The organism is Actinophytocola sp. KF-1 (genome assembly GCF_054661535.1).
On record NZ_BAAFVK010000005.1, the window covers coordinates 49,203 to 70,761 of the forward strand.

General features: G+C 73.7%; 17 protein-coding genes. 16 read left to right on the forward strand and 1 reads right to left on the reverse strand.

Translation table 11 applies throughout. From position 1 onward, the window contains the following. Positions 1-3 precede the first annotated feature (3 nt). The 11 genes from ACYQ77_RS16325 to ACYQ77_RS16375 all read left to right on the forward strand — a co-directional run bounded on the left by ACYQ77_RS16325 (position 4) and on the right by ACYQ77_RS16375 (position 13,091). On the forward strand, positions 4-1,083 hold the full coding sequence (locus ACYQ77_RS16325; protein ID WP_459712953.1) for a glycerate kinase: 1,080 nt from the start codon (positions 4-6) through the stop codon (positions 1,081-1,083). After that, positions 1,080-2,375, forward strand: a complete 1,296-nt coding sequence (allB, locus tag ACYQ77_RS16330; RefSeq protein WP_459712038.1) for an allantoinase AllB — start codon at positions 1,080-1,082, stop codon at positions 2,373-2,375. Before ACYQ77_RS16325 ends, allB begins: the two co-directional genes overlap by 4 nt. Then, a complete protein-coding gene (gene alc, locus ACYQ77_RS16335) occupies positions 2,372-3,427 on the forward strand; it encodes an allantoicase (RefSeq protein ID WP_459712041.1) in 1,056 nt (351 codons plus the stop codon). Before allB ends, alc begins: the two co-directional genes overlap by 4 nt. A 204-nt stretch (positions 3,428-3,631) precedes the next feature. Next, complete coding sequence (locus ACYQ77_RS16340) at positions 3,632-4,732, forward strand: hypothetical protein (protein ID WP_459712043.1); 1,101 nt, start codon at positions 3,632-3,634, stop codon at positions 4,730-4,732. Positions 4,733-4,866: 134 nt separating this feature from the next. Next, complete coding sequence (locus ACYQ77_RS16345) at positions 4,867-5,823, forward strand: tripartite tricarboxylate transporter substrate-binding protein (RefSeq protein ID WP_459712046.1); 957 nt, start codon at positions 4,867-4,869, stop codon at positions 5,821-5,823. Between the two features lie 84 nt (positions 5,824-5,907). Continuing rightward, positions 5,908-6,831 (forward strand): phosphotransferase enzyme family protein, encoded by a 924-nt coding sequence (locus ACYQ77_RS16350; RefSeq protein ID WP_459712048.1) that lies wholly within the window; start codon positions 5,908-5,910, stop codon positions 6,829-6,831. An 86-nt stretch (positions 6,832-6,917) separates the two neighbouring features. Next, entirely contained in the window at positions 6,918-7,283 is a 366-nt protein-coding gene (locus tag ACYQ77_RS16355; protein ID WP_459712050.1) for a hypothetical protein, read from the forward strand. Positions 7,284-7,333: 50 nt separating this feature from the next. Further along, the gene (locus ACYQ77_RS16360; RefSeq protein ID WP_459712052.1) at positions 7,334-10,243 is read left to right on the forward strand and encodes a Clp protease N-terminal domain-containing protein; all 2,910 of its coding nucleotides are present in this window, start codon (positions 7,334-7,336) and stop codon (positions 10,241-10,243) included. A gap of 21 nt (positions 10,244-10,264) precedes the next feature. Continuing rightward, positions 10,265-11,344, forward strand: coding sequence for an FAD-dependent oxidoreductase (locus ACYQ77_RS16365; RefSeq protein WP_459712053.1), 1,080 nt, complete (start codon positions 10,265-10,267; stop codon positions 11,342-11,344). A 95-nt stretch (positions 11,345-11,439) separates the two neighbouring features. Further along, positions 11,440-12,363 carry an ABC transporter ATP-binding protein gene (locus ACYQ77_RS16370; protein ID WP_459712055.1) on the forward strand — a complete coding sequence of 308 codons (924 nt, stop codon included), beginning with the start codon at positions 11,440-11,442 and terminating at the stop codon, positions 12,361-12,363. Further along, entirely contained in the window at positions 12,360-13,091 is a 732-nt protein-coding gene (locus ACYQ77_RS16375) for an ABC transporter permease (RefSeq protein WP_459712058.1), read from the forward strand. The genes ACYQ77_RS16370 and ACYQ77_RS16375 overlap by 4 nt, the downstream gene beginning before the upstream one ends. A gap of 4 nt (positions 13,092-13,095) precedes the next feature. On the opposite strand, the gene ACYQ77_RS16380 is transcribed toward ACYQ77_RS16375, so the two are convergent. Beyond that, a complete protein-coding gene (locus tag ACYQ77_RS16380) occupies positions 13,096-14,613 on the reverse strand; it encodes a PucR family transcriptional regulator (RefSeq protein WP_459712060.1) in 1,518 nt (505 codons plus the stop codon). A gap of 69 nt (positions 14,614-14,682) precedes the next feature. On the opposite strand from ACYQ77_RS16380, the gene ACYQ77_RS16385 reads away from it, so the two are divergent. From ACYQ77_RS16385 to ACYQ77_RS16405, 5 genes are read left to right on the forward strand one after another with little or no spacing between them, the layout of a single operon-like run. Further along, a complete protein-coding gene (locus ACYQ77_RS16385) occupies positions 14,683-15,780 on the forward strand; it encodes a DUF917 domain-containing protein (protein ID WP_459712063.1) in 1,098 nt (365 codons plus the stop codon). Next, a complete protein-coding gene (locus ACYQ77_RS16390) occupies positions 15,773-17,263 on the forward strand; it encodes a hydantoinase/oxoprolinase N-terminal domain-containing protein (RefSeq protein WP_459712064.1) in 1,491 nt (496 codons plus the stop codon). Before ACYQ77_RS16385 ends, ACYQ77_RS16390 begins: the two co-directional genes overlap by 8 nt. A gap of 4 nt (positions 17,264-17,267) precedes the next feature. Continuing rightward, on the forward strand, positions 17,268-18,581 hold the full coding sequence (locus tag ACYQ77_RS16395; RefSeq protein WP_459712066.1) for a purine-cytosine permease family protein: 1,314 nt from the start codon (positions 17,268-17,270) through the stop codon (positions 18,579-18,581). After that, the gene (locus tag ACYQ77_RS16400) at positions 18,581-20,197 is read left to right on the forward strand and encodes a hydantoinase/oxoprolinase N-terminal domain-containing protein (protein WP_459712067.1); all 1,617 of its coding nucleotides are present in this window, start codon (positions 18,581-18,583) and stop codon (positions 20,195-20,197) included. Before ACYQ77_RS16395 ends, ACYQ77_RS16400 begins: the two co-directional genes overlap by 1 nt. Continuing rightward, positions 20,190-21,251: a DUF917 domain-containing protein gene (locus ACYQ77_RS16405; RefSeq protein ID WP_459712069.1), complete on the forward strand. Its 1,062-nt coding sequence runs from the start codon at positions 20,190-20,192 to the stop codon at positions 21,249-21,251. Before ACYQ77_RS16400 ends, ACYQ77_RS16405 begins: the two co-directional genes overlap by 8 nt. Positions 21,252-21,559: the final 308 nt, after the last annotated feature.

The window sequence follows — 21,559 nt, forward strand, 5'->3', positions numbered from 1 at the left end:
GTCCTGGTGGCGCCGGACAAGTTCAAGGGCTCGCTGTCCGCCGCCGAGGTCGCGGACGCCGTCGCGGCGGGCATCGGCGCCGCCCGGCCGGACGTGCCGGTGCGGGTGCTGCCGATGGCCGACGGCGGTGACGGGACCGTGGCCGCGGCGGTGGCGGCCGGGTTCAGCCGGGTCGACGTCCCGGCGCGCGGGCCGACCGGACAGCGCGTCACCGCCTCGTTCGCGCTGTCCGGGACGACCGCGGTCGTGGAGCTGGCCGAGGCGTCCGGCGCGCACCGCCTGCCCGACGGCGTGCCCGCGCCGTTGACCGCGTCCAGCGCGGGCACCGGCGACGTCCTCGCCGCCGCCGTGCGAGCCGGTGCCCGGCGGGTCGTGCTCGGGCTCGGCGGCAGCGCCTGCACCGATGGCGGCGCCGGCCTGCTGTCGGCGCTCGGCGCGCGGCTGCTCGACGCGTCGGGCGCGGAGCTGCCGCCGGGTGGTGCGGCACTGCGAGACCTGGCGCGGCTGGACCTGTCCGGGCTCGACCTGTCCGGTGTGGACGTCGTGCTGGCGTCCGATGTGGACAATCCGCTGCTCGGGCCGCGGGGCGCGGCCGCGGTGTACGGACCGCAGAAGGGTGCCCGGCCGTCGGCCGTGCGGATCCTGGACGACGGGCTGCGGCGGTGGGCGGAGGTCGTCGGGGGCGACCCGGCCGCCCCGGGCGCCGGCGCGGCGGGCGGGGTCGGGTTCGCCGCGCTGACCGTGCTGGGCGCGTCGATGCGGCCGGGGGCCGAGGTGCTCGCCGAGCTGCTGGGGTTCGACGACGCCGCCCGCGGCGCGCGGCTCGTGGTCACGGGAGAGGGACGGGTGGACGCGCAGACGTTGCGGGGCAAGGCACCCGCGGGCGTGGCCGCGCGGGTGACCGTGCCGGTGGTGGCGGTCGCGGGCCAGTGCACGCTGACCGCGGCCGAGTCGCGGGCGGCGGGCATCGCGGCCGTGTACGCGCTGACCGACGTGGAGCCGGACCCGGCGCGGTGTGTCGCGGACGCCGGGCCGTTGCTGACGAAGGTGTCCGCGACGCTCGCCGAGGAGTGGCTGCCGTGACCGACCTCGTGCTGCGCGCCGACGCGGTGTACACCCCGGACGGGCCCCGGCCCGCCGCGGTGTGCGTGCGGGACGGCCGGATCGAGGCCGTCCTCGCCCGATCGGCCACTGTGGACGCGGCGGAGGACGTGGACCTCGGTGGTCTCGCGCTGCTGCCCGGTCTGGTGGACACGCACGTGCACGTCAACGAGCCGGGCCGCACCGCGTGGGAGGGCTTCGCGTCGGCGACCGCGGCCGCGGCGGCCGGTGGCGTCACCACGATCGTCGACATGCCGTTGAACAGCCTGCCGCCCACCACCACGGTCGACGCGCTGGCGGCGAAGAAGGCGGCGGCGGCCGGGCAGTGCGTGGTGGACGTCGGGTTCTGGGGTGGCGCGGTGCCGGGCAACCTCAACGACCTGCCGCGCCTGCACGAGGCCGGGGTGTTCGGGTTCAAGTGCTTCCTGTCGCCGTCCGGGGTGGACGAGTTCCCGCCGCTGTCGTGGGCGGAGCTGGACGCCGTGCTGGACGTGGTGGCCGCTCTGGACGCGTTGCTCATCGTGCACGCGGAGGACCCCGGCGAGCTGCACGAGTCCGGTCCGTCCTATCCGGAGTTCGTGGCGTCCCGGCCCGCGTCGGCCGAGCAGCGGGCGGTGGCCGGGCTGGTCGAGCGGGTGGCGGCGCGGTCCGCGCGGGCACACGTGCTGCACCTGTCGTCCGCGGCCGCGCTGGGGACGATCGCCGGGGCGCGGGCGGCCGGGGTGGCGATCACGGCCGAGACGTGCCCGCACTACCTGACGTTCGCGGCGGAGCGCATCCCCGCCGGTGGCACGGAGTTCAAGTGCTGCCCGCCCATCCGCGACGAGGCGAACCGGGACGGGTTGTGGCGGGGGCTCGCGGCCGGCGTGATCGGCTGCGTGGTGAGCGACCACTCCCCCTCGCCGCTGTCGATGAAGCAGGGCGGGTTCGACACGGCGTGGGGCGGGATCTCGTCGCTGCAGCTCGGCCTGCCCGCGGTGTGGACCGAGGCCCGGCGGCGTGGGCACGCGCTGTCGGACGTGGTGCGGTGGATGGCGGCCGCGCCCGCGGCCCTCGCCGGCCTGACCGGCAAGGGCCGGATCGCACCGGGGTGCGACGCCGACCTGGTGGCGTTCGCACCCGACGAGGAGTTCGTCGTCGACGCGGCGGACCTGCGCCACCGCCACCCCGTCACGCCGTACGACGGCGCGCGGCTGTCCGGGGTCGTCCACCGGACGTGGCTGCGTGGCGGGCAACCGAACGGAAACCTGGTGAGCAGGGAGAGGAACGCATGACCGACCACCCAGACCTGGCCGCCGCCCCGCTGGGCGGCTCCGTGATGGCCGCGAGCGACGAGTTCTTCGCCGACAAGGAGAACCTCGTCCGCGCCGAGCCGCCGACGTTCCGGCCGCACACGTTCACGCCGAAGGGCCAGCAGTACGACGGGTGGGAGACGCGGCGCCGCCGGGGCGCGGGGCACGACTGGGCGCTGATCCGGCTCGGCGTGCCGGGGATCGTGCGGTCGGTCGACGTGGACACGTCGTTCTTCCTCGGCAACTACCCGGAACGCTGCCGGGTCGAGGGCACGGGCGTGTCCGGCTACCCGAGCGTCGAGGAACTGGCCCGCGCGGACTGGTTCGAGCTGGTGCCGGAAAGCCCGCTGACCGGCGGCGGTCCGAACGTGTTCACAGTGGACAGCAAGCTGCGCGTGACGCACGTCCGCCTGCACATCCTGCCCGACGGCGGGGTCGCGCGGCTGCGGGTGCACGGCGAGGCGGTGCCCGACCCCCGCGACCTGTTCGACGTCCCGTTCGACCTCGTGGCCACCGCGAACGGCGGCCGCGTGCTGCGGTGCAGCGACAGCTTCTTCTCCCCGCCCGCCAACATGCTCCAGCCGGGCGAGTCCCGCGTCATGGCCGACGGCTGGGAAACCGCCCGCCGCCGCGACGGCGGCCACGACTGGGTGGAGGTGGCGCTGGCGTGCCAGGCGGTGCCCCGGGTAGCGGAAATCGCGACGACCCACTACCGCGGCAACTTCCCCGACCGCGTCACCCTCACCGGCACCGACGACGGACAGACCTGGTTCCCCCTTCTCGGCGAGACCCACCTGCAGCCGGACACGACCCACCGCTTCCGGCTGGCCACCGACCGCCCCGTCACCCAGGTCCGCCTGGCGATGCACCCGGACGGCGGCATCGGCCGGTTCCGCCTGTACGGCGAGCCCACGGAGCAGGCCGTGCACGACCTCACCGCCCGGTGGCTCGACAGCCTGCCGGAACCACCGGCAGCCGAGGTGACCGCAGAGGGGCCGGACATGTCCCGGCTGCTACCCGGATCGGTACGGTGAGACCCGGGCACGCACCCACGACGCCACCTCGTCGGCCGGGCTTCCGGCCGTGCGATCGATCGGCGTGCCGAAGCTCGCGGTTGCCATGCCACCCGCGCTGCTGTCCGAGCGCGTAGGTTGTCCGGGCCCAAGTACACTTGCCGCTCGTCGTGAACCGTGACTCACCATCGCTTCCGCGATCGGCCTGGCGCGAGGGAGCTTGCGATGGTACTGATCAAGAGTGACCGCGGGTGGGTACCAGCCGTCCTGACGTCGTTTGAGTCAGAATCCGCGCTCCAGGAACTACTTCACCAGGACCCGTCACTCATCCCGGGTTGTGAAGGCGCCGCGATGGTGCGGGAGCTTTCCATTCCTGGCGTCGGATCCGCGGACCTGGTGTCCGTGGACAGCGAGGGCGTGGTGACCCTCGTGGAATGCAAGCTGAAGGCGAACCCCCAGATCCGCCGAGAGATCATCGGCCAGATCATCGCGTATGCCAGCGGACTCGCGGGCACCAGCTATCGACAGTTCGACATCGCGTTCACCAACAGGTCCGGTACGCCACTGCTGGAGTCGGTCGAGGCGGCCACAGGCGCGGAGATCGACGCCGAGTCGTTCCGCGCCGCGGTGGCCACACGGCTGTCGACGGGAGCGTTCCGGCTGGTCGTGGCCGTCGACCAGATCACCGACGAACTACGTCAGTCCGTGGAGTACCTCAACCAGCACCTTTCGGACTCCGTTCTGGTGATGGCTCTCGAAATGGGCTACCTCAAGCACAACGGTGTGGAGGTACTCGTCCCGCAAACCTACGGGGCCGAACTGGAATCGCTCAAACGCCACAGCCCGACCGCGCCGAAGCGGCGGTGGACCACCGACGACATCGCCACTGCCATCGCACTGATCCCCGAGCAGGATCAACGGGTCGCGTTGGCACACCTGCTGAAACACGCCGACGACAACGCCGCCAAGTTCAAGGGCGGTACCGGCGCCAACCCCTCCGCCGGCTACTACTACCTGGTCGCCGGTGCCCGTCGATCGATGTGGTCGCTGTACCTCAAACCACAAGGCGCGACCATCGCCATCAACCTCGGCTCGATCGCGAACACCTCTCCCGCTCTCGCTCAGGCCATGGCCGACACGCTGCGGACAGCACCGGTGTTCGCCGACCGGCTCGCCGGTCACGACACGGTGATCGGGAAGTATCCCGAGGTCAGCATCGCGTCCCTCATCCGCGACCCACACGCCACCACCGCCCTGTACGAAGCCTTCGATCTCGCTCTGAAAGCAGCACCCGACCTCGGCATGAACCCGTCAATCGTTGACTGACGGACAACTATCGCGCCATCAGCGCCCCGGGGTTTGTTTGCCTTCGGCTCGATGCGCCGGCCGGTGATCTCCCGCCCGTTGCCGCCGGGTTCACGTACAGTGTGGTCACCATCGACTTCGGCTGGGGGGCCTGGATGAGGCAGCGGTGGACCGTTCTCGCGGTCGGGTGTGGGTTGGTCGTGGCGTTGTGCGGGTGCACGTCCACGGGCGCGCGAGCGGACGACGACATCCGCCTCGTCGTGGCTGCCGAGGTCGGTACGAACGCGGACCTGGTCGCGCGTGCCATCGCGCCCTGTCTGAGCGAGCGGCTCGACACCGGCGTGACCGTGGCGAGCCGGCCCGGGGAGAAGGGGATGACCGGCACCCGTGAGTTCCTGGCGGCGGATGGCCCCCGGCTCCTGATCGCCTCCATGGGGCCCACCGTGGTGGCGCCGACGGTGGTGCCCGATCCGGGGTACCGGACCGACGACTTCCTGTTCGTCGGCCTCGTGCACTCCGCGCCCATGGTCCTGTTCACCGCCGGGAACGGGCCCCACGACACGGCCGAGGCGCTGTTCGCGGCGGCGCGGGCCGGGGACGGGCCGGTCGAGGTCGCCAGCACCGGTTCCGTGATGACCGAGCCGTTCGTGGTGCGGGAGCTCAACGTCCTGCGGGACACGCGGCTCGAGCACCGGCTGGCCGGCTCGGACGCCGACGTCCTGCGCGAGGTCACCGCGGGCACCTCCGCGGCAGGCCTGGCCACCCTCTCCGCTGACCTCGTGGACCGGATCGAGGCCGGGGAGATCACGGTGCTCGCGGTCGGCGGCGAGGACCCGCCCGGCTACCTGCCGGACGCGCCGCCGATCCACCGGGTCACCGAGGACGTCACGCTGCTGGAGCACCCCGTCGACACGGCGTTGATCGCCCCGGACACCGTCTCCGACCGGCTTTACCTGTCGCTGTCCGCGGCGCTGGACGCGTGCCTGGACACCGTCCGGGACGCCGTGGGCGCCGACTTCGTGCCGGACGACCCGATCGGGCACGGCAACCTGCGGACGCGGTACGTCCGGCTCGACAGCTCGGTCCGGTACGCACGGGACCGCGACGAATGACCGGTGGCGCACGCCGGGCCTCCACTGTGGACACGACAGGCGACCGCTTCCGCCCGGTCCGGGGGGTGTGGCACAGTCGTGACCGTGCCGCTGGATGACCTGCCCGACTGGCTGCCGGGCTGGTGCGCCGACCGCCTGGGGGACGCACCGGTCCGGGTGCTGTTCGAGGCGCGGTCGATCTCGGCGGTGTTCGGGCTGCGGTTGGCCGGTGGCCGCGACGTCGTGGTGAAGGTCCGGGAGGACGAGGGCCGCGCGGCGTCGTGCGTCGCGGCACAGGCGCGGTTGGCGGAGCGGGGGTTCCCGTGCGCCCGGCCGGTCACGCCCGCGGTCGTCGTCGGTGCGCTGGTCGTGCACGCCGAGGAGTACCTGCCCGGCGGCGCACCGCTGCACGGCGACACACCGGCGATCGCCGAGCGCTACGCGGCGGTGTTCGCCCGGTTGATGGCGGCGCTGACCGACGTGGTCGTCGCCCCGCCGTTGCCGAACCCGCGCTGGGTGCGGTGGGACCACGGCGATCCCGGGTTGTGGCCCGCGATCGGGTTCCTCGACGAGCGGGACCAGTCCGCGGTGCCCGCGCACGTCGTCGACGCCGCCGAGCGGGCACGCAAGCGGTTGCTGGCCGCTGACCTGCCGTGCGTGCTGGGCCACGCCGACTTCGAGGGGCAGAACCTCCGCTGGCGCGACGGGGAGGTGTCGGCCGTGCACGACTGGGACAGCCTGGCGTGGCAACCAGAGGCGGCGCTGGCGGGCGCGGCGAGCGGGGAGTTCGCCAACACCGCGGGCCCGCCGACCCTGGCCCCGGTCGAGAGCTCCGCCGCGTTCCTCGCGGCCTACCAGGACGCGCGCGGGCGCCGCTTCACCGAGGAGGAACAGGAGATCGCGTGGGCGGCCGGCCTGTGGCCCGCGGTGCACAACGCCCGCTGGGAAGCACTGCACGGCGATCCCCCGGTGTGCGGCGACGCGGTCCGCGCGCAGGCGGCGGAACGGCTCCGCAGAGCGAACGCGTGACCGTTGAGCAAGTGCCGGCCGGGTCCCGGAGCCCCGCCATGCCCGCGCACTCACGCCCGAACAGCTGGCCACCGACCTCGCGCTCCGTGCCCTCACCGATCCCGCCCGCGGCGACCACGCGATCCAGCACCGTCGAGGACAACCACGACAACCTCGGTTACGCCACCGAGGCCGTCACCCGGGACGCGCGTTACACCCGCTGCGTCGACGCCGTGGCGCCGGTGACCATCCTCGGCGAGACCCCGTGCGCCGAACTCCCCGACCGGGCCCGCGCCCGCCTCGGCGCCCACGCTGGCCAGAAGAACGTGCTCGTCCGGATCGTCCCGCGCCGCCACGGCACACTGTCCAATCAGGACGCCAACCTGCCGCGGGACCGCGTCCACGCCGCACTCCACCAGGGCACCACCTGGCAGTCGGCGGCGCGGCGGCCGCCAGACCCGCCGCCGCCGTAACGGACGTCGGCAGCACCGCGACTCATCCACAAACGGGAATCGGGTGGCGGATGTTCGAGAGGTTCACCGACCGTGCGCGGCGGGTGCTCGTCCTGGCCCAGGAGCTGGCGAGGCAGTTCGACCACGACCACATCGGCACCGAGCACCTCCTCCTCGGACTGGTGGACGAGGGCGAGGGCGTCGCGGCCAAGGCGCTCGACTCGCTGGGGATCGCGCCCGCGGACGTGCGGGCGCAGGTCGAGGAGATCGTCGGTCCCGGCGGCGGCGCGCCCAGCGGGCACGTCCCGTTCACCCCGCGGGCCAGGAAGGCGCTCGAGCTGTCGTTGAAGGAAGCGCTCGAGCTCGGCCACAACCACGTCGGCACCGAGCACATCCTCCTTGGCCTGCTCCGCGAGAACGAGGGCGTCGCCGCGCAGGTGCTCGTGAAGCTCGGCGCCGACCTGCAGCGCGTGCGCGTGCTGGTGCTCACGCTCGTGATGGGCCAGGCGAAGGCGATGACCGGCGCGGAACCCGCGCCGCCGCTCGCGGTCGCCCGCTTCGGGCGCAACCTCACCGCGCTCGCGCACGAGGGCAAGCTCAACCCGGTCGTCGGGCGGGTCGAGGAGATCGAGCGGGTCATGCAGGTGCTGTCCCGGCGCACCAAGAACAACCCCGTGCTGGTCGGCGAGCCCGGGGTGGGCGCCACGAGCGTCGTCGAGGGGCTCGCGCAGGGCATCGCGGGCGGCGAGGTGCCGGACACGCTGAAGAACAAGCAGCTGTGCACGCTCGACCTCGGCGCGCTGGCCGCCGGGGCGCCCGACGACGTCACGAAGGCGATCGCCGAGGTCCGCGACCGCGGTGACGTGCTCCTGTTCGTCGACGAGCTCCACACGCTGGTCGGCGCGGACGCCGACGAGCAGCTGGCGGCGGCGCGGGCGGCGGTCAAGCCGCTGCTGACCCGCGGCGAACTGCAGGTCATCGGCGCCACCACGGCCGACGAGTACCACCGGTACGTCGAGAAGGACCCCGCGCTGGACCGCGTGTGCCAGCCGATCCAGGTCGGCGAGCCGACCATGGAGCACACCGTCGAGATCCTCAAGGGGGTGCGCGACATCTACGAGGCGCACCACCGCGTGACGATCACCGACACGGCGCTCGTCACGGCCGTCACGCTCGCCGGCCGGTACGTCTCGGACCGGCCGCTGCCGGAGAGCGCGCTCGACCTCCTCGACAAGGCGGGCGCCCGGATGCGCATCCGCCGCCTCGGGGCGCCGACGGACCTGCGTGAGATCGACGAGCAGATCGCCGTGGCGCGCCGGGAGAAGGAGTCCGCGATCGACGCGGAGGACTTCGAGGCGGCGAACCGCCTGCGCGAGGTCGAGAAGCAGCTGATCCGCAGGCGGGTGGAGCGGGAGGCGGAGTGGAAGGACGGCGACGTCGGCGTCGTCGCGGAGATCGACGGCGACGAGATCGTCCAGATCGTGGCGGAGGACACGGGGATCCCCGCCGGCACGATCCGGGACACCTGGTCACCGCAGGACGAGACCTACGCGGACACCCCCGGCGACGAGAACGCCTACCACCTGCTGAACGACCAGCCCGTCGCCGACGCGGCCGACGACCTCCTCGGCACGGTCGGCACCGCGGCGGGCATCGCGGCCGTCCTCACCCGCACCCCGTCGCCGTTCGTCATGGCGGTGGACGGCGGGTGGGGCACGGACAAGAGCACGTTGCTGCGCCAGATCGAGGCCGCGCTGCCGGCGAGCCCCGACCTGGTGAAGGTGTCGTTCAACGCGTGGACGGCGCAGGGCGAGAACGCGCTGGACGCGCTCATCCGGTCGGTGATCGCGAAACTCGACGCGCGGCTGCTGCGGCGGTGGCTGCGCAGACTGTCGAAGAGCAGGCACACCATGGGTTTCCTCCGCGTCGGCGTCGCCGTCGGCGCGCGGTTCTTCGGCATCTCCCGGCTCGCGGACGAACTGTGGACCAGGCTCGAGGTGAACGCCAAGTCACGCAACGAACTGCGGACCTGGATCCAGGAGATCCTCGAGGACTGGACCACGAAGGCGCAGCTGCGCGGCGGTCGCAACCTGGTGGTGTTCGTCGACGACCTCGACCGCTGCTCGGACGCGGTCGTGGTCCAGATCTGCGAGGCCGTGAAGCTCTACCTCGCCACCACCGGGGTGATCTTCGTGCTCGGCTGCGACCTGTCCGTGCTGGCCCGCGGCGTGTCGACGTCGGCCCGCGGCGGCGAGGGCGAGGGCCGGACCTACCTGGAGAAGATCGTGCAGGTCGTCTACCGGATCCCCGTGCCGGACCGGGCGAGCACCACGCACCTCGTGCACAGCTACGCCAGGCAGGCGGGTGTCGAGGCCTTCGTGGACGAGACCGTCACCAAGATCCTGGTGGAACGCACGGAGGGCAACCCGAGGCGGATCAAGCGGATCATCAACAGCTTCGTCCTGCAACAGAAACTCAGCCCGGCGTGGCGCCGACCGCCGCTGGGCAGCGGCAGGCTCGTCGTCGTCATCGTCCTCCAGCACCTCTACCCCGCGATCTACGACGCGCTCGTCAGCCCCCAGACCGGCACCGACCCCATCGGGGAGTTCCTGGACTACGCCGCGGTGCGCGCACGCGTGACCGACCCGCCGGGCGCGAGCGACACGTGGTGGTCCACGGCGAGCCGCGTCTTCCGGCGGCACGGGATGATGCTGCCCGGCCGCACGCCGGCACTGCGCGACGAGCTCGTCGCCGACCTCGACCGCCTGGAACGCGTGCTGCCCGGTCACTTCGCGGCGCTCGCCACCAACGAAGCGCTGCTCACGCTGCTGCGCGAACTGGGCGACGTGCAGACCCGGCTCGCGGTGCGCGCCCAGCTGATCAGCCGCCCGCTGAGCACCGGCTCGTTCCCGGACAGCCCGCTCGACGAATCCCTGGCGTCCGAGAGTCCCACCTCGCAGGCACATATTGAAATTCGATAGATATCGAGTGATACTCGATACATGATGGTGGACGTGCTCGTCGTCGGTGCCGGGCTTGCCGGGTTGCACACGGCGCGGTTGCTGGCCGTGCAGGGGTTCGACGTGCTCGTGTGCGAGCGGCGGACCAGCCTCGACACCGGCATCCGGACGACGGGGATCTTCGTGCGGCGCACGCTCGAGGACTTCGCGCTGCCGGAGCACCACCTCGGGCCCGCGGTGCGCCGCGTCCTGCTCTACCCGCCCGCACGACGGGACCCCGTCGAGCTGACCAGCGCCCGCGACGAGTTCCGGGTCGCCGACATGGCGGGCGTCTACGCACACGCGATGGCCGCGGCCAGGCAGGCGGGCGCCCAGGTCCGCCTCGGCGTCCGGTACCCGGTGCCCGGCGTCACCGCCCGCTTCACGATCGGGGCGGACGGCGCCCGGTCGACCGTCGCGCGCAGGCTCGGGCTCGACGTCAACCGGCGGTTGATCATCGGTGTGGAGGAGGTGTTCCCGGTCCGCACGAGCACCGCGCCCACGTTCCACTGCGTGCTCGACCCCCGGCTCGCCCCCGGCTACCTCGCCTGGCTCGTCGACGACGGGGCGCACGCCCACGTCGGCCTGGCCGGGCGGCCGGACCGGCTCGCCGCGCCGCTCCCCCGCCTGCTGCGGTCCTTCCGCGACGGCTTCCCCGCCACCCCCGACCCCGCCGGGCCGGTGCGCCGCCGCGGCGGGCCGATCCCCGTCGGTGGTGTGCTGCGCCGGATCGCGTGCCCCGGCGGCCTCCTCGTCGGTGACGCCGCGGGCGCGGTGTCGCCGTTGACGGCGGGCGGTCTCGACCCGTGCCTGCGCCTCTCGCAGCTGGCCGCGGCCGTCACCGGCGACTACCTGCGCACCGGCGACCCGACCGTGCTGCGCCACTACGACGGCGCCGCGCTGCGGGCCCGGTTCCGCGGCAGGCTCCTGATGCGCGACCTCCTCGACCGGGTGGGGCGCCCGGCCACCGTGACGGCGGCGTTCCGGCTGCTGCGCACCCCGCCCGGCCGGGCCGCCGCCGCGCGGCTGCTCTTCGCCGACGGGTCGTTCCCCGACACACCCCTCCTCGCGGCGGTCCGGTAGCGCGCAAGTCCGGTGCGAGTGAAATTCACGGTGCTCACGGCAGGGTGAGGGTGCTCGTCGACGACCCGACTCCCCGAAACCGAGGACCGCCCGGCATGGACACCGTCGTAACCGTGGAGGATCTCCGCAAGTCCTACGGACAGACAGACGCCGTGCGCGACGTCTCGTTCGAGGTCCGGCGGCGGGAGATCTTCGGCATCCTGGGCTCCAACGGCGCAGGCAAGACCACCGTCGTGGAGATCCTGCAAGGGCTCCGGGACCGGACCGGCGGGCGGGTCAGCGTGCTGGGCCTCGATCCCGGCCGGGAGAAGAACCAGCTGCGCCGCAAGATCGGCTCCCAGCTGCAGTCGTCGGCGCTGCCGGAGCGGCTGCGGATCGTCGAGGCGATCAAGCTGTTCGCGCACGCGCGCAACGTGCCCGTCGACGTCGAGGCCACCATCGCCGCGTGGCATCTGGAGCACCTGCGGAACCGGCCGTTCGGCGCCTTGTCCGGTGGTGAGCAGCAGCGGTTGTTCGTCGCGCTGGCGCTGCTGGGCGACCCCGAACTGGTGCTGCTCGACGAGCTGACCACCGGGCTCGACCCCAGTGCCCGCCACGCGACGTGGGACCTGATCCGCCAGGTGCGGGACCGCGGCACCACCGTCGTGCTCGTCACGCACTTCATGGACGAGGCCGAGATGCTGTGCGACCGCGTGGCGATCATGGACCGCGGCAAGGTGGTCGCCTGCGACACGCCATCGGCGCTGACCGCGCACCACGGCGGTCCGGTGACGATCACGTTCAGCACCACCAACGGCTACCGCCCCGACCACCTGCTGTCGGTCCCCGGCGTCGCGTCCGCCGACCTCGGCGACGGGAAGGTCACGGTCACCGGGGAGGCCCCGTCGGCGGTCCGCGTCGCCGCCGCGCTGGCCGAGCACGGCCTCACCCCGGACGACTACCGCACCCACTACCCGTCGCTCGAGGACGTCTTCCTGTCCATGACCGGCCACCGGCTGAGCGAGAAGGTCCCTTCATGACGAGATACCTGACCTGGACCGAGGTCAAGCTGCTGGCCCGCGAACCACTGGTGCTGGTGCTGACGCTGATGTTCCCGGTCCTGCTGATGGTCCTGCTGGCCTCCGCGTTCGCCGAACACGGCGGCCCGGTGTTCGCGAACCTCGACGGCACCCAGTTCTACGTCACCGCCTACCTGGGCGCCGGGATCGCGATGATGGGCTTCATGGGCACGCCCACCCACATCGCCGGTTACCGCGAGGGCGGCGTGCTGCGCCGCTTCCGCGCGGCCGCGATCCCGTCCCGCGCGGTGGTCGTCTCGCAGGCCGCGGTGCTGGCGCTGCTCGCGGTGATCGGCGCCGTCGTGATGCTGGCGCTGGCCGCCGTCATGTTCGACATCCCCGGCCCGGCCTCGCCGCTCGGGGTGGCCGCCGGGTTCGTCGTCGGCATCCTCGCCTTCGCGGGCATCGGCACCCTGCTCGGCGCGATCATGCCGGGCACCCGCTCCGCGCAGGGGCTCGGGCTGCTGCTGTTCTTCGGCACGTTCCTGCTCGTCGGCGGCGGCCCGCCGCCCGGGGTGTTCCCGCCTGCGATGAACGCCGTCACGCAGTGGACCCCGACCGGGCTGCTCCTCGAGGCCATCCGCTCCCCGTGGGCGGGCACCGGCGTGGACGTGCCGGCCATGGTGACGCTGCTCGTCATCGCCGCCGCCGGGTTCGTGCTGGCGAACAGGAAGCTCGCCAGGAGCTGACCGGTCAGCGCATCAGCCACGCCCGGCAGGCGAGCTGCAGCGCGAGCCGCTGCTCGGCGTCGTCGAGGTCGACGTGCAGCAGCGCGGTGATCCGGCGCAACCGGTAGGCGATGGTCTGCGGGTGCACGTTGAGGTCCTTCGCGGCCTTGGCCGGCGAACCCTGGTGGTCCAGGTAGGACTGCAGGGTGCGGATGGCGTCGGCCGGGCTGCCCAGTTCCGCCAGCGGGGCGAGCATGTCGTCCACCGACGCGCGGGTCGTGTCGGAGGCGTACCACTCGACCAGCATGCGGTTCAGCCCGAGCGCGTCGATCGCGACGACGTCCCGGGCGGGCGTGGACTGGCGGGTGGCCGCGAGCGCCGCCCTGGCGTCGGTCGCGGACGAGCGCAGGCCCTCCGCACGCCGGTACACCCCGCCGATCCCGCACCGGATCGCCAGACCGGGGAACCGGTCCCGGGCGGCGGCCAGCGCGGTCATGGCGGCGCGGTGCGCGGTGCGGGCGGCGGACGCGCCCGGCTTGGTCCCGGTGGTGCGCACGAGGAGCACGTCACCGCCGATCCTGGTGCCGTGCCAGCTGTCGACGGCCTCGGGGCCGCCGTCGGCGAGGACCGCGTCGAGCGTGGTGCTGCCGACCGCCTCGATCCGGCCCGCGTCCGCCATCTCGCTGTGCAGCGACGACGACAGCTCGAACCGCAGCACCTGGTGCCAGCCGTCCACCGCGAGCCCGAGCGCCCTGGCGCGGGCCACGAGCGGAGCGCGTTCCGGCTCCGGCGCGAGGAGCAGCTCGCCGAGCAGCCTGCCGCGGTCGTGGATCGGGGCGAGCGCCGTCCGCCTGCTGCCCGCGACGGCACGCGCGTACGCGTCGGCGGCGAGCCGCACCACGATCCTGGCCGCGACGACCCACGCGCCCCGCGCCCCGTCGGGCACCTCCGCGACCACGTAGCCGTCGGCGACCCCGTCGACCTCCACGACCGCGGCGGGCTCCGCGCGGCCGGGCTCGCGGACCGCGACGGCGGTCGCGAGGGCCTCGGCGGCGGCGGCCAGGACCGCGTCCGCCGTGTCCGCGGTGGCGATCAGCCGACGGGCGGTGTCGACCCGTGCCAGCGCGCTCTCGGTGTCCCCGCCGAGTTCCCGCGCCACCGCGAGCACGAGCGAGGTCGGGTCGGCGTCCGGCGGCGCCGCGAGGAGGGCGAGCCCGCACCGGTCGGCGATGCGCCGCGCGGTCGGTTCGACGGCGTCGGCGCCGACCCCGGTGAGGACCACGGCCGCGGCGCCGGTGGCCGCGGTGTCCCGGAGCGCCACGTCGAACTGGTGCCCCTGGGCCTGGGCCGACACCGAGGGCACGACGACGGCCAGGTCACCGGGGCCGAGCGCGCGCAGCCCGGGCAGCTCGGCGACCACGCGCACCGCGCGCACGACACCGGCCGCGTCCCCCGCGAGCAGCGACAGCGCCGAGAGGCCGGGTGCGGACAGGAGTGCACCGACGCTCGCCGCACCGGCGTCACCCTCGATTTGTGGTCCCACGACAAACACGGTCCTTTTCCTGTCGCGTCGAGCTAAATACGCTGCGTGACACGCTACTAACATGGCTGGGTGCACTTCGACAAGGCCAACCTGGCCGCGTTCGCCCGGGGCTGCGACGTCCTCGGCGCCGGTGGCGGCGGGCCTGCCGGGCAGACGCTGCCCACCGCGTTGCACGCGGTCGCCGAACACGGTCCGGTGCGGGTGGTGGAGCTGTCCGAGCTGCCCCCCGACGAGCTGGTGATGCCGTGCGCGCTGCTCGGCGCGCCCGACGTGTTCGTGGAGCGGATCGGCACCGGCCGCGAGTCGGTCGCCATCCGCCGCCAGGTCGAGGCCCACTTCCGGCGCCCGGTCGCGGCGCTGATGTGCACCGAGGTCGGTGGCAGCAACGGCCCCATGTCGGTCACGTTCGCCGCGCACGCCGGCCTGCCGCTGCTGGACGCCGACGGCATGGGCCGCGCGTTCCCCGGGGTCGAGCAGGTGGCCATGCAGGTCGCCGGGATCACCGCGAGCCCGTCGGTGCTCGCGGACGAGCACGACCGCGTGGTGCTGGTGCAGGCGGAGTCCGGCGAGTGGCTGGAACGGCTGGCGCGCAACGTCGCGACGGCGTTCGGCAACCGCGCGGTGAGCAGCGAGTACGTGATGACCGCGGCGCAGGCCGACGGCGCGGTCGTCGACGGGTCGATCACCAGGGCGCTGCGCATCGGCACCGTCCTCGAGGAGGCCGCGGGCGCGTCGACGAGGGACGCGGTGGGCAGGCTCGCCGAGGAGTTCGGCGGCGCCCGGCTCGGCGAGTGCCGGGTGACCGGCGTGCACCCGATCAAGAACAAGGCCAGCGCCACGCTCGCCACCAACACCCGCAGGACGATCCTCCTCGAAGGCGTCAACCGCGACGACGGCCGCTGGCTGCGGCTCGAGGCAGGGCACGAGTACCACGCGGTGCTCGAGGACGGCGAGCTGCTGGCGGCGACGCCGGACGTCATCACGCTGTTCGACGTCCACACCGGCGAGCCGGTGCCGGTGCCCGAGCTGCGGTACGGGCTGCGGGTCGTGGTGCTCGCGCTGCCGAGCCCGCCGCTGTGGCAGCGGCCGGAAGGGCTCCGGCTCGTCGGCCCCCGCGCGTTCGGCCTCGCCATCGACTACTCCCCCGTGGCGGCCGACCATGGCTGACCACGCCGGTTACCGGCTCGGGATCGCCGTCGACGCCGACGAGGTCGCGGGCGCGCTCGTGGACGGCCAGGGCAACATCGACGCCGTCACCACCCGCCGGCTGTCCGGGAGCCGCACCCCCGACGGGGCGCTGGCCGCCGTGCTGGACCCGTTGCTGGCGCAGCTCGACGGCCGCGGCACGGTCGCCGACATCGACCGGGTGCTGTTCGCGATCACCGAGCTGGACGACCTCGTGGTGGTCCCGGACGCCCACCCCGACCCGGCGGCGGCGTGGACCGGCGGGCACGGGCCCGTCGCCGTGGTCCGGCTCGGCGCCGCCACGACCGCCGTGCCGCCGCTCGCCCTGTGGCCGCCGGAGTTCCGGGACCGCGCCGTGTTCGCGAGCACGACGGTGGCCGGCGGCGCGCGGCTGGAGGGCGTCGAGCTGGAACCGCTGGACGAGGCCGGTCTCGTCGCCTTCGCGCGGTCGGTCCGCGGCGAGGTCGCCGCCGTCGCGATCACCGGCGTGTTCGCGACGCTCACCCCCGACCACGAGCTGGCGGCCGCCGCGGTGCTGGAGCGGGAGCTCGGCGACGCGGTGCGGATCGTGCTGTCGCACGAGATCGGCGGCAACGGCCTGCTCGAACGGGAGAACGCGACCGTGCTGCAGGCGGTGATGACGCCACCCGCCGGTCGCGACGCGGCCCGGCTGCAGGAGGTCCTGACGGCACACGGCCTCGGGCACGCGGAGGTCTTCTTCGCCCGCAACGACGGCACGATCATGGCCGTCGACTACGCGGCCACCCATCCGCTCGCGCTCTACGGCGGGGCCGCCGCCGCGACGGTCCGCGGCGCGGCGCTGCTCGCCGGTGAGCAGGACGCGCTGGTGGCGCTGACCCGCGCGGACGGCACCGCACCGGCGATCTGCGCGGTGATGGCGGGCCTGCCGAGGCTGACCTCGGGGCACACGACGATCGCGGGCGTGCCGACGAGCCTGCGCCTGGTCGCCAGGGTGCCGGTCCGGCCGCGCGAGCAGGCGCCGTTCGACTCGTGGACGCTGACCGAGGCCATCGACCGCGCGAAGACCGCCCCGGGTGACCTGCCGCTGCTGCTCGGCGGCCCCGGCGCGGACGCGCTGGCCGCGACGCTGCCGCCGCACCTGCCCGGCACCGTCAGCGTCCGGTGCCCGCCGTGGGCGCACGCGGCCGCGGCGGTCGGGGTCGCGACCGCGCCCGTCGGCGGCGAGGCGAGCCGGGTGATGGCGGTGCACGGCGACAACGACGTCACGCGGGAGGCCGTGCACGAGGCGGCCCGCACCGCGGCGGTGCACGCGGGCGCGGATCCCCGCTACGCCAGGGCGAAGCTCGTCGAGGAGACGCCGCTGAGCTACCTCGCCGAACCCGCCGTCGCGCTCCTCGCACGCGCGGAAGGTCCGCCCAGATCGGGCATGGCAGGCAGAGGCGGTGCCACCGCACCGCTACTGGGGGAAAGGAACGGGATCTGACGCGATGTTGGGTGCCGACGACTACGCGCTCGAACGCGTGCCGGAGCACGCGCGCTACCCGTGGTGGACCGTTGCCGTGCAACGGTTCGGGCAGCTCTCCGACCTGACCGTGTTCCTCCTCGGCGCCACGCTCGGCGCCGGGATGTCGTTCTGGGGCGCGTTCTGGTCGCTCACACTCGGCTCGGTGATCCTCGAGCTGGTCGCGATCCTCGCCGGCATCGCCGGTGTCCGGGAAGGACTGTCCACTTCGGTCCTCGCGCGCTGGACCGGGTTCGGCCGGTCCGGCTCGGCGTTGATCGGGCTGGTCGTCGCGACGAGCCTGATCGGCTGGTTCGGCATCCAGAACGCGATCTTCGCCGAGGGTTTGCACGCGCTGGTCGACGGCGTGCCGGTGTGGCTGTGGTCGATCGTGACCGGGCTCGCGGTGACCGCGCTCGTCGTGTTCGGGTTCCGGTGGATGGCATGGATCGCCTACGTCACCGTGCCCGCGTTCCTGGTGCTGGCCGGGTGGTCCGTCGTCGGCGAGCTGTCCGAGCACAGCCTCGGCGACCTGCTCGCCACGGCCGGGTTCGGTGCGCCGATGTCCGTCGCGACCGGCGCGACGATCGTGGCGGGCTCCTACATCGCGGGCGCGGTGCTCACCCCGGACATGACCCGGTTCAACCGCACCAGCGGGGACGTGGTGAAGCAGACCGTCGTCTCGATCACCCTCGGCCAGTACGTGCTCGGCCTGGTCGGTGTCGTCCTGGCGTACGCGATCCGCTCCGCCGACGTGGTCACGATCTTCGCGGCGACCTCCGGCACCGTCGGGATCATCATCCTCGTCTCGGCGACCGTGAAGATCAACGACTGGAACCTGTACAGCTCCTCGCTCGGGTTCGTCAACACACTGTCCACTGTGTTCGGTCTGCGGGTGAACCGGGTGGTGGCGACGATCGCGATCGGCGTGCTCGGCACCGTGCTGTCGGCGCTCGGGATCCTGGACCGGTTCGCCGACTTCCTCACCGTGCTCGGCGTCGCGCTGCCGCCGATCGCGGGCGTCATGGTGGCCGAGTACTTCCTGGTGCGCCGCTGGCGGCCCGCGCTCGACGCGTCCCGCGGGCAGGGCGCGCTACCCGGCACCGAACCCGGCTGGGTGCCGGTCACGCTGGTGATCTGGGTGGGCGCGGCGGTGCTGGGCTACTGGACCGAGCAGGTGCAGTTCGGCATCCCCGCGCTCAACTCCCTCGTGGTGGCGGGCGTGGTGTACCTGGTCGTGGGCAAGGCGGGGCTGGTGCGCGGCACCGGGGAGCTCGCCGTCGAGGAAGGCGCGGCCTAGTGCGCATCGGCATCGACGTGGGCGGCACCAACACCGATGCCGTCCTGGTCGCGGGCCGTCAGGCCGAGGACGTCCAGGTCGTGGCCGCGGTGAAGACCCCGACCACCGAGGACGTCACGACCGGCGTGGTCACCGCGATCGGCGACCTGCTCGCGAAGGCGCCCGCCGGGTTCGAGCGCGGCGCGATCACCGCGGTGATGATCGGCACGACGCACTTCACCAACGCGGTCGTGGAAGGCCGCCGCCTCACGCCGACCGCCGTGATCCGCCTCGGCCTGCCCGCGACCGCCGCGCTGCCCCCGCTGACCGGCTGGCCCGCCCGGTTGCGCACGGCCGTCGGCGACCGCGCCTACCTGTGCCACGGCGGCTACGAGTACGACGGCGCCGAACTGTCCGGTTTGGACACCGACGAGCTGCGCCGGGTGGCGGCGGACATCGCGGCGGCCGGGGTGCGGTCGGTCGCCGTGTCGTCGGTGTTCGCGCCGGTGAACGGCGCCATGGAGGACGAGGCGGCGGAGCTGCTGCGCACCGAGGTGCCGGGGCTGCGGGTGTCCTGCTCCCACGAGTTCGGCCGGATCGGGTTGCTGGAGCGGGAGAACGCGACCGTGCTCAACGCCGCGCTCGCCGACCTGGCCGACGAGCTGGCGGACGCGCTGACCGGTGCGCTCGCCGACGCCGGCGTCACCGCGCCGCTGTTGCTCAGCCAGAACGACGGCACGCTCATGGACGTCGAGTACGGCAGGCGGTTCCCCGCGGCCACGTTCGCGTCCGGGCCGACGAACTCCATGCGTGGCGCGGGTTTCCTCGCCGGTGTCGCGGACTGCGCGGTGATCGACGTCGGCGGCACCACCACCGACATCGGCGTGCTCGCCGGCGGCTTCCCCCGGGAGACCACGTCGGCCACCGAGGTCGCGGGCGTCCGCACGAACTGGCGGATGCCCGACGTGCTGTCGCTCGGCATCGGCGGCGGCAGCCTCGTGAAGAACTTCTCCGACGCGGCGCGGTGCACCGTCGGGCCGGAGAGCGTCGGCTTCGCGCTGACCAGCAGGGGGCTGGTGTTCGGCGGGGACACGCTGACGCTGACCGACGTGGCCGTCGCCGCCGGGCGGACCAGGATCGGCACGACCACCGCGCTGGTCCGCCGCTTCGACCACGACCGGGCGGTGGCCGTGCTGGCGGCCGCGGCCGCGCGGATCGCCGACGCCGTCGACCGCATGCGCACCTCGCCCGCGCCGCTGCCGGCCATCCTCGTCGGCGGTGGCAGCGTCGTGCTGCCCGGCGCGCTCCCCGGCCTGCCCGACGTGCGGCGGCCGGAGCACGCCGACGTGGCCAACGCGATCGGCGCGGCCATCGCCAAGGTCGGCGGCGAGCTCGACCGGGTCGTCCCGATCGCCGACGGCACCCGGGCGCGGGTGCTCGGCGACCTCAAGGCCGAGGCGGTCGCCCGGGCCGAGGCCGCGGGCGCCCGGCCGGGCAGCGTCGCGATCGTCGAGGTCGACGAGGTGCCGCTCGCCTACCTGCCCGGCGGCGCCACCCGGGTCCGGGTCAAAGCCGTCGGGGACCTCGACCTCGACCGCGTCCGCGCACCGCGGCGAGCCTGGGCGACCCATGCGTGAGATCGGGCTCGGCCACCTCGACGACATCGCCCGCGGCGCCGGGATCCTCGGCACCGGTGGCGGCGGCGACCCGTGGCTCGGCAAGCTCCTCGCCGAGGCGGCCATCACCCGGCACGGCCCCGTCACGCTGGTGGACGTCGACGAGGTCCCGCCCGACGCGGTGGTCGTCCCCGTCTCGATGCTCGGCGCGCCGACGGTCAGCACGGAGAAGCTGCCGAACGGCACCGAGACGCTCCGGGCGCTGCGTGCGCTGGAGGCGGCGCGGGGCAGCGCGGCGACCCACCTGGTGCCGATCGAGATCGGCGGCATGAACTCGCTGGTCCCGCTCGCGCTGGCCGCGGCGACCGGGCTGCCGGTGGTCGACGGCGACGCGATGGGCAGGGCGTTCCCCGAGGCGCAGATGGTGCTGCCCACCCTCGCGGGCATCCCGGCGAGCCCCATGGCGGTGGCCGACGACAAGGGCAACACGCTGCTGGTCGACGCGGTGTCCAACGTGTGGGCGGAACGCATCGCCCGCGCGGCGTGCGTCGCCACCGGGTGCTCGGTGTTCACCGCGGACACGGTCATGACCGGCGCCCAGCTGTCCGACGGCCTGGTCGCGGGCACGGTGACCCTCGCGGAACGCCTCGGCGCCGCGGCCCGCACCGCACGCGCGGCGCACGAGGACCCGGTCGCGGCGGTCACCGCCCTGGCGGGCGGCGTCCACCTGGGCACCGGCAAGGTGACCGACGTGCACCGCACCACCACGGGCGGCTTCGCCCGCGGCGAGGCCACGATCGCCTGCCCGGACGCGGACCTGCACCTGTCGTTCCAGAACGAGTACCTGCTGGCGACCAGCGCGGACGAGGTCCTGGCGACGACCCCGGACCTGATCTGCGTCCTCGAAACGGACACCGGCGAACCCATCACCACCGAGTCCCTGCGCTACGGCCACCGCGTGACGGCCCTGGGCATCCCGTGCGACCCCCGGTGGACCACCCCGGCAGGCCTGTCCCTGGTAGGCCCCCGCTACTTCGGCTACCCCCACGACCACCACCCCCTCCCCACCAGATAACCCCGCGAGTCCCCCGCCCAGACCCCGCGAGTCCCCCGTTCAAGACTCGCGAGTCTCCCGTTCCGGACCCGCGAGTCCCCCTCCCGAGACCCGCGAGTCTCCCGTTCAAGACTCGCGAGTCGCCCACTCCAGACCCGCGAGTCTTTCGTTCCGGACGCCCGAGTTGGCGTTCCGTGCCCGACGTCCCGTGCGCGAAACGCCAACTCAGCGGTCCCGAACCGGAGACTCGCGGGTCCTCAACGGGAGACTCGCGGGTCCTCAACGGGAGACTCGCGGGTCCTCAACGGGAGACTCGCGGGGTCTGAGAG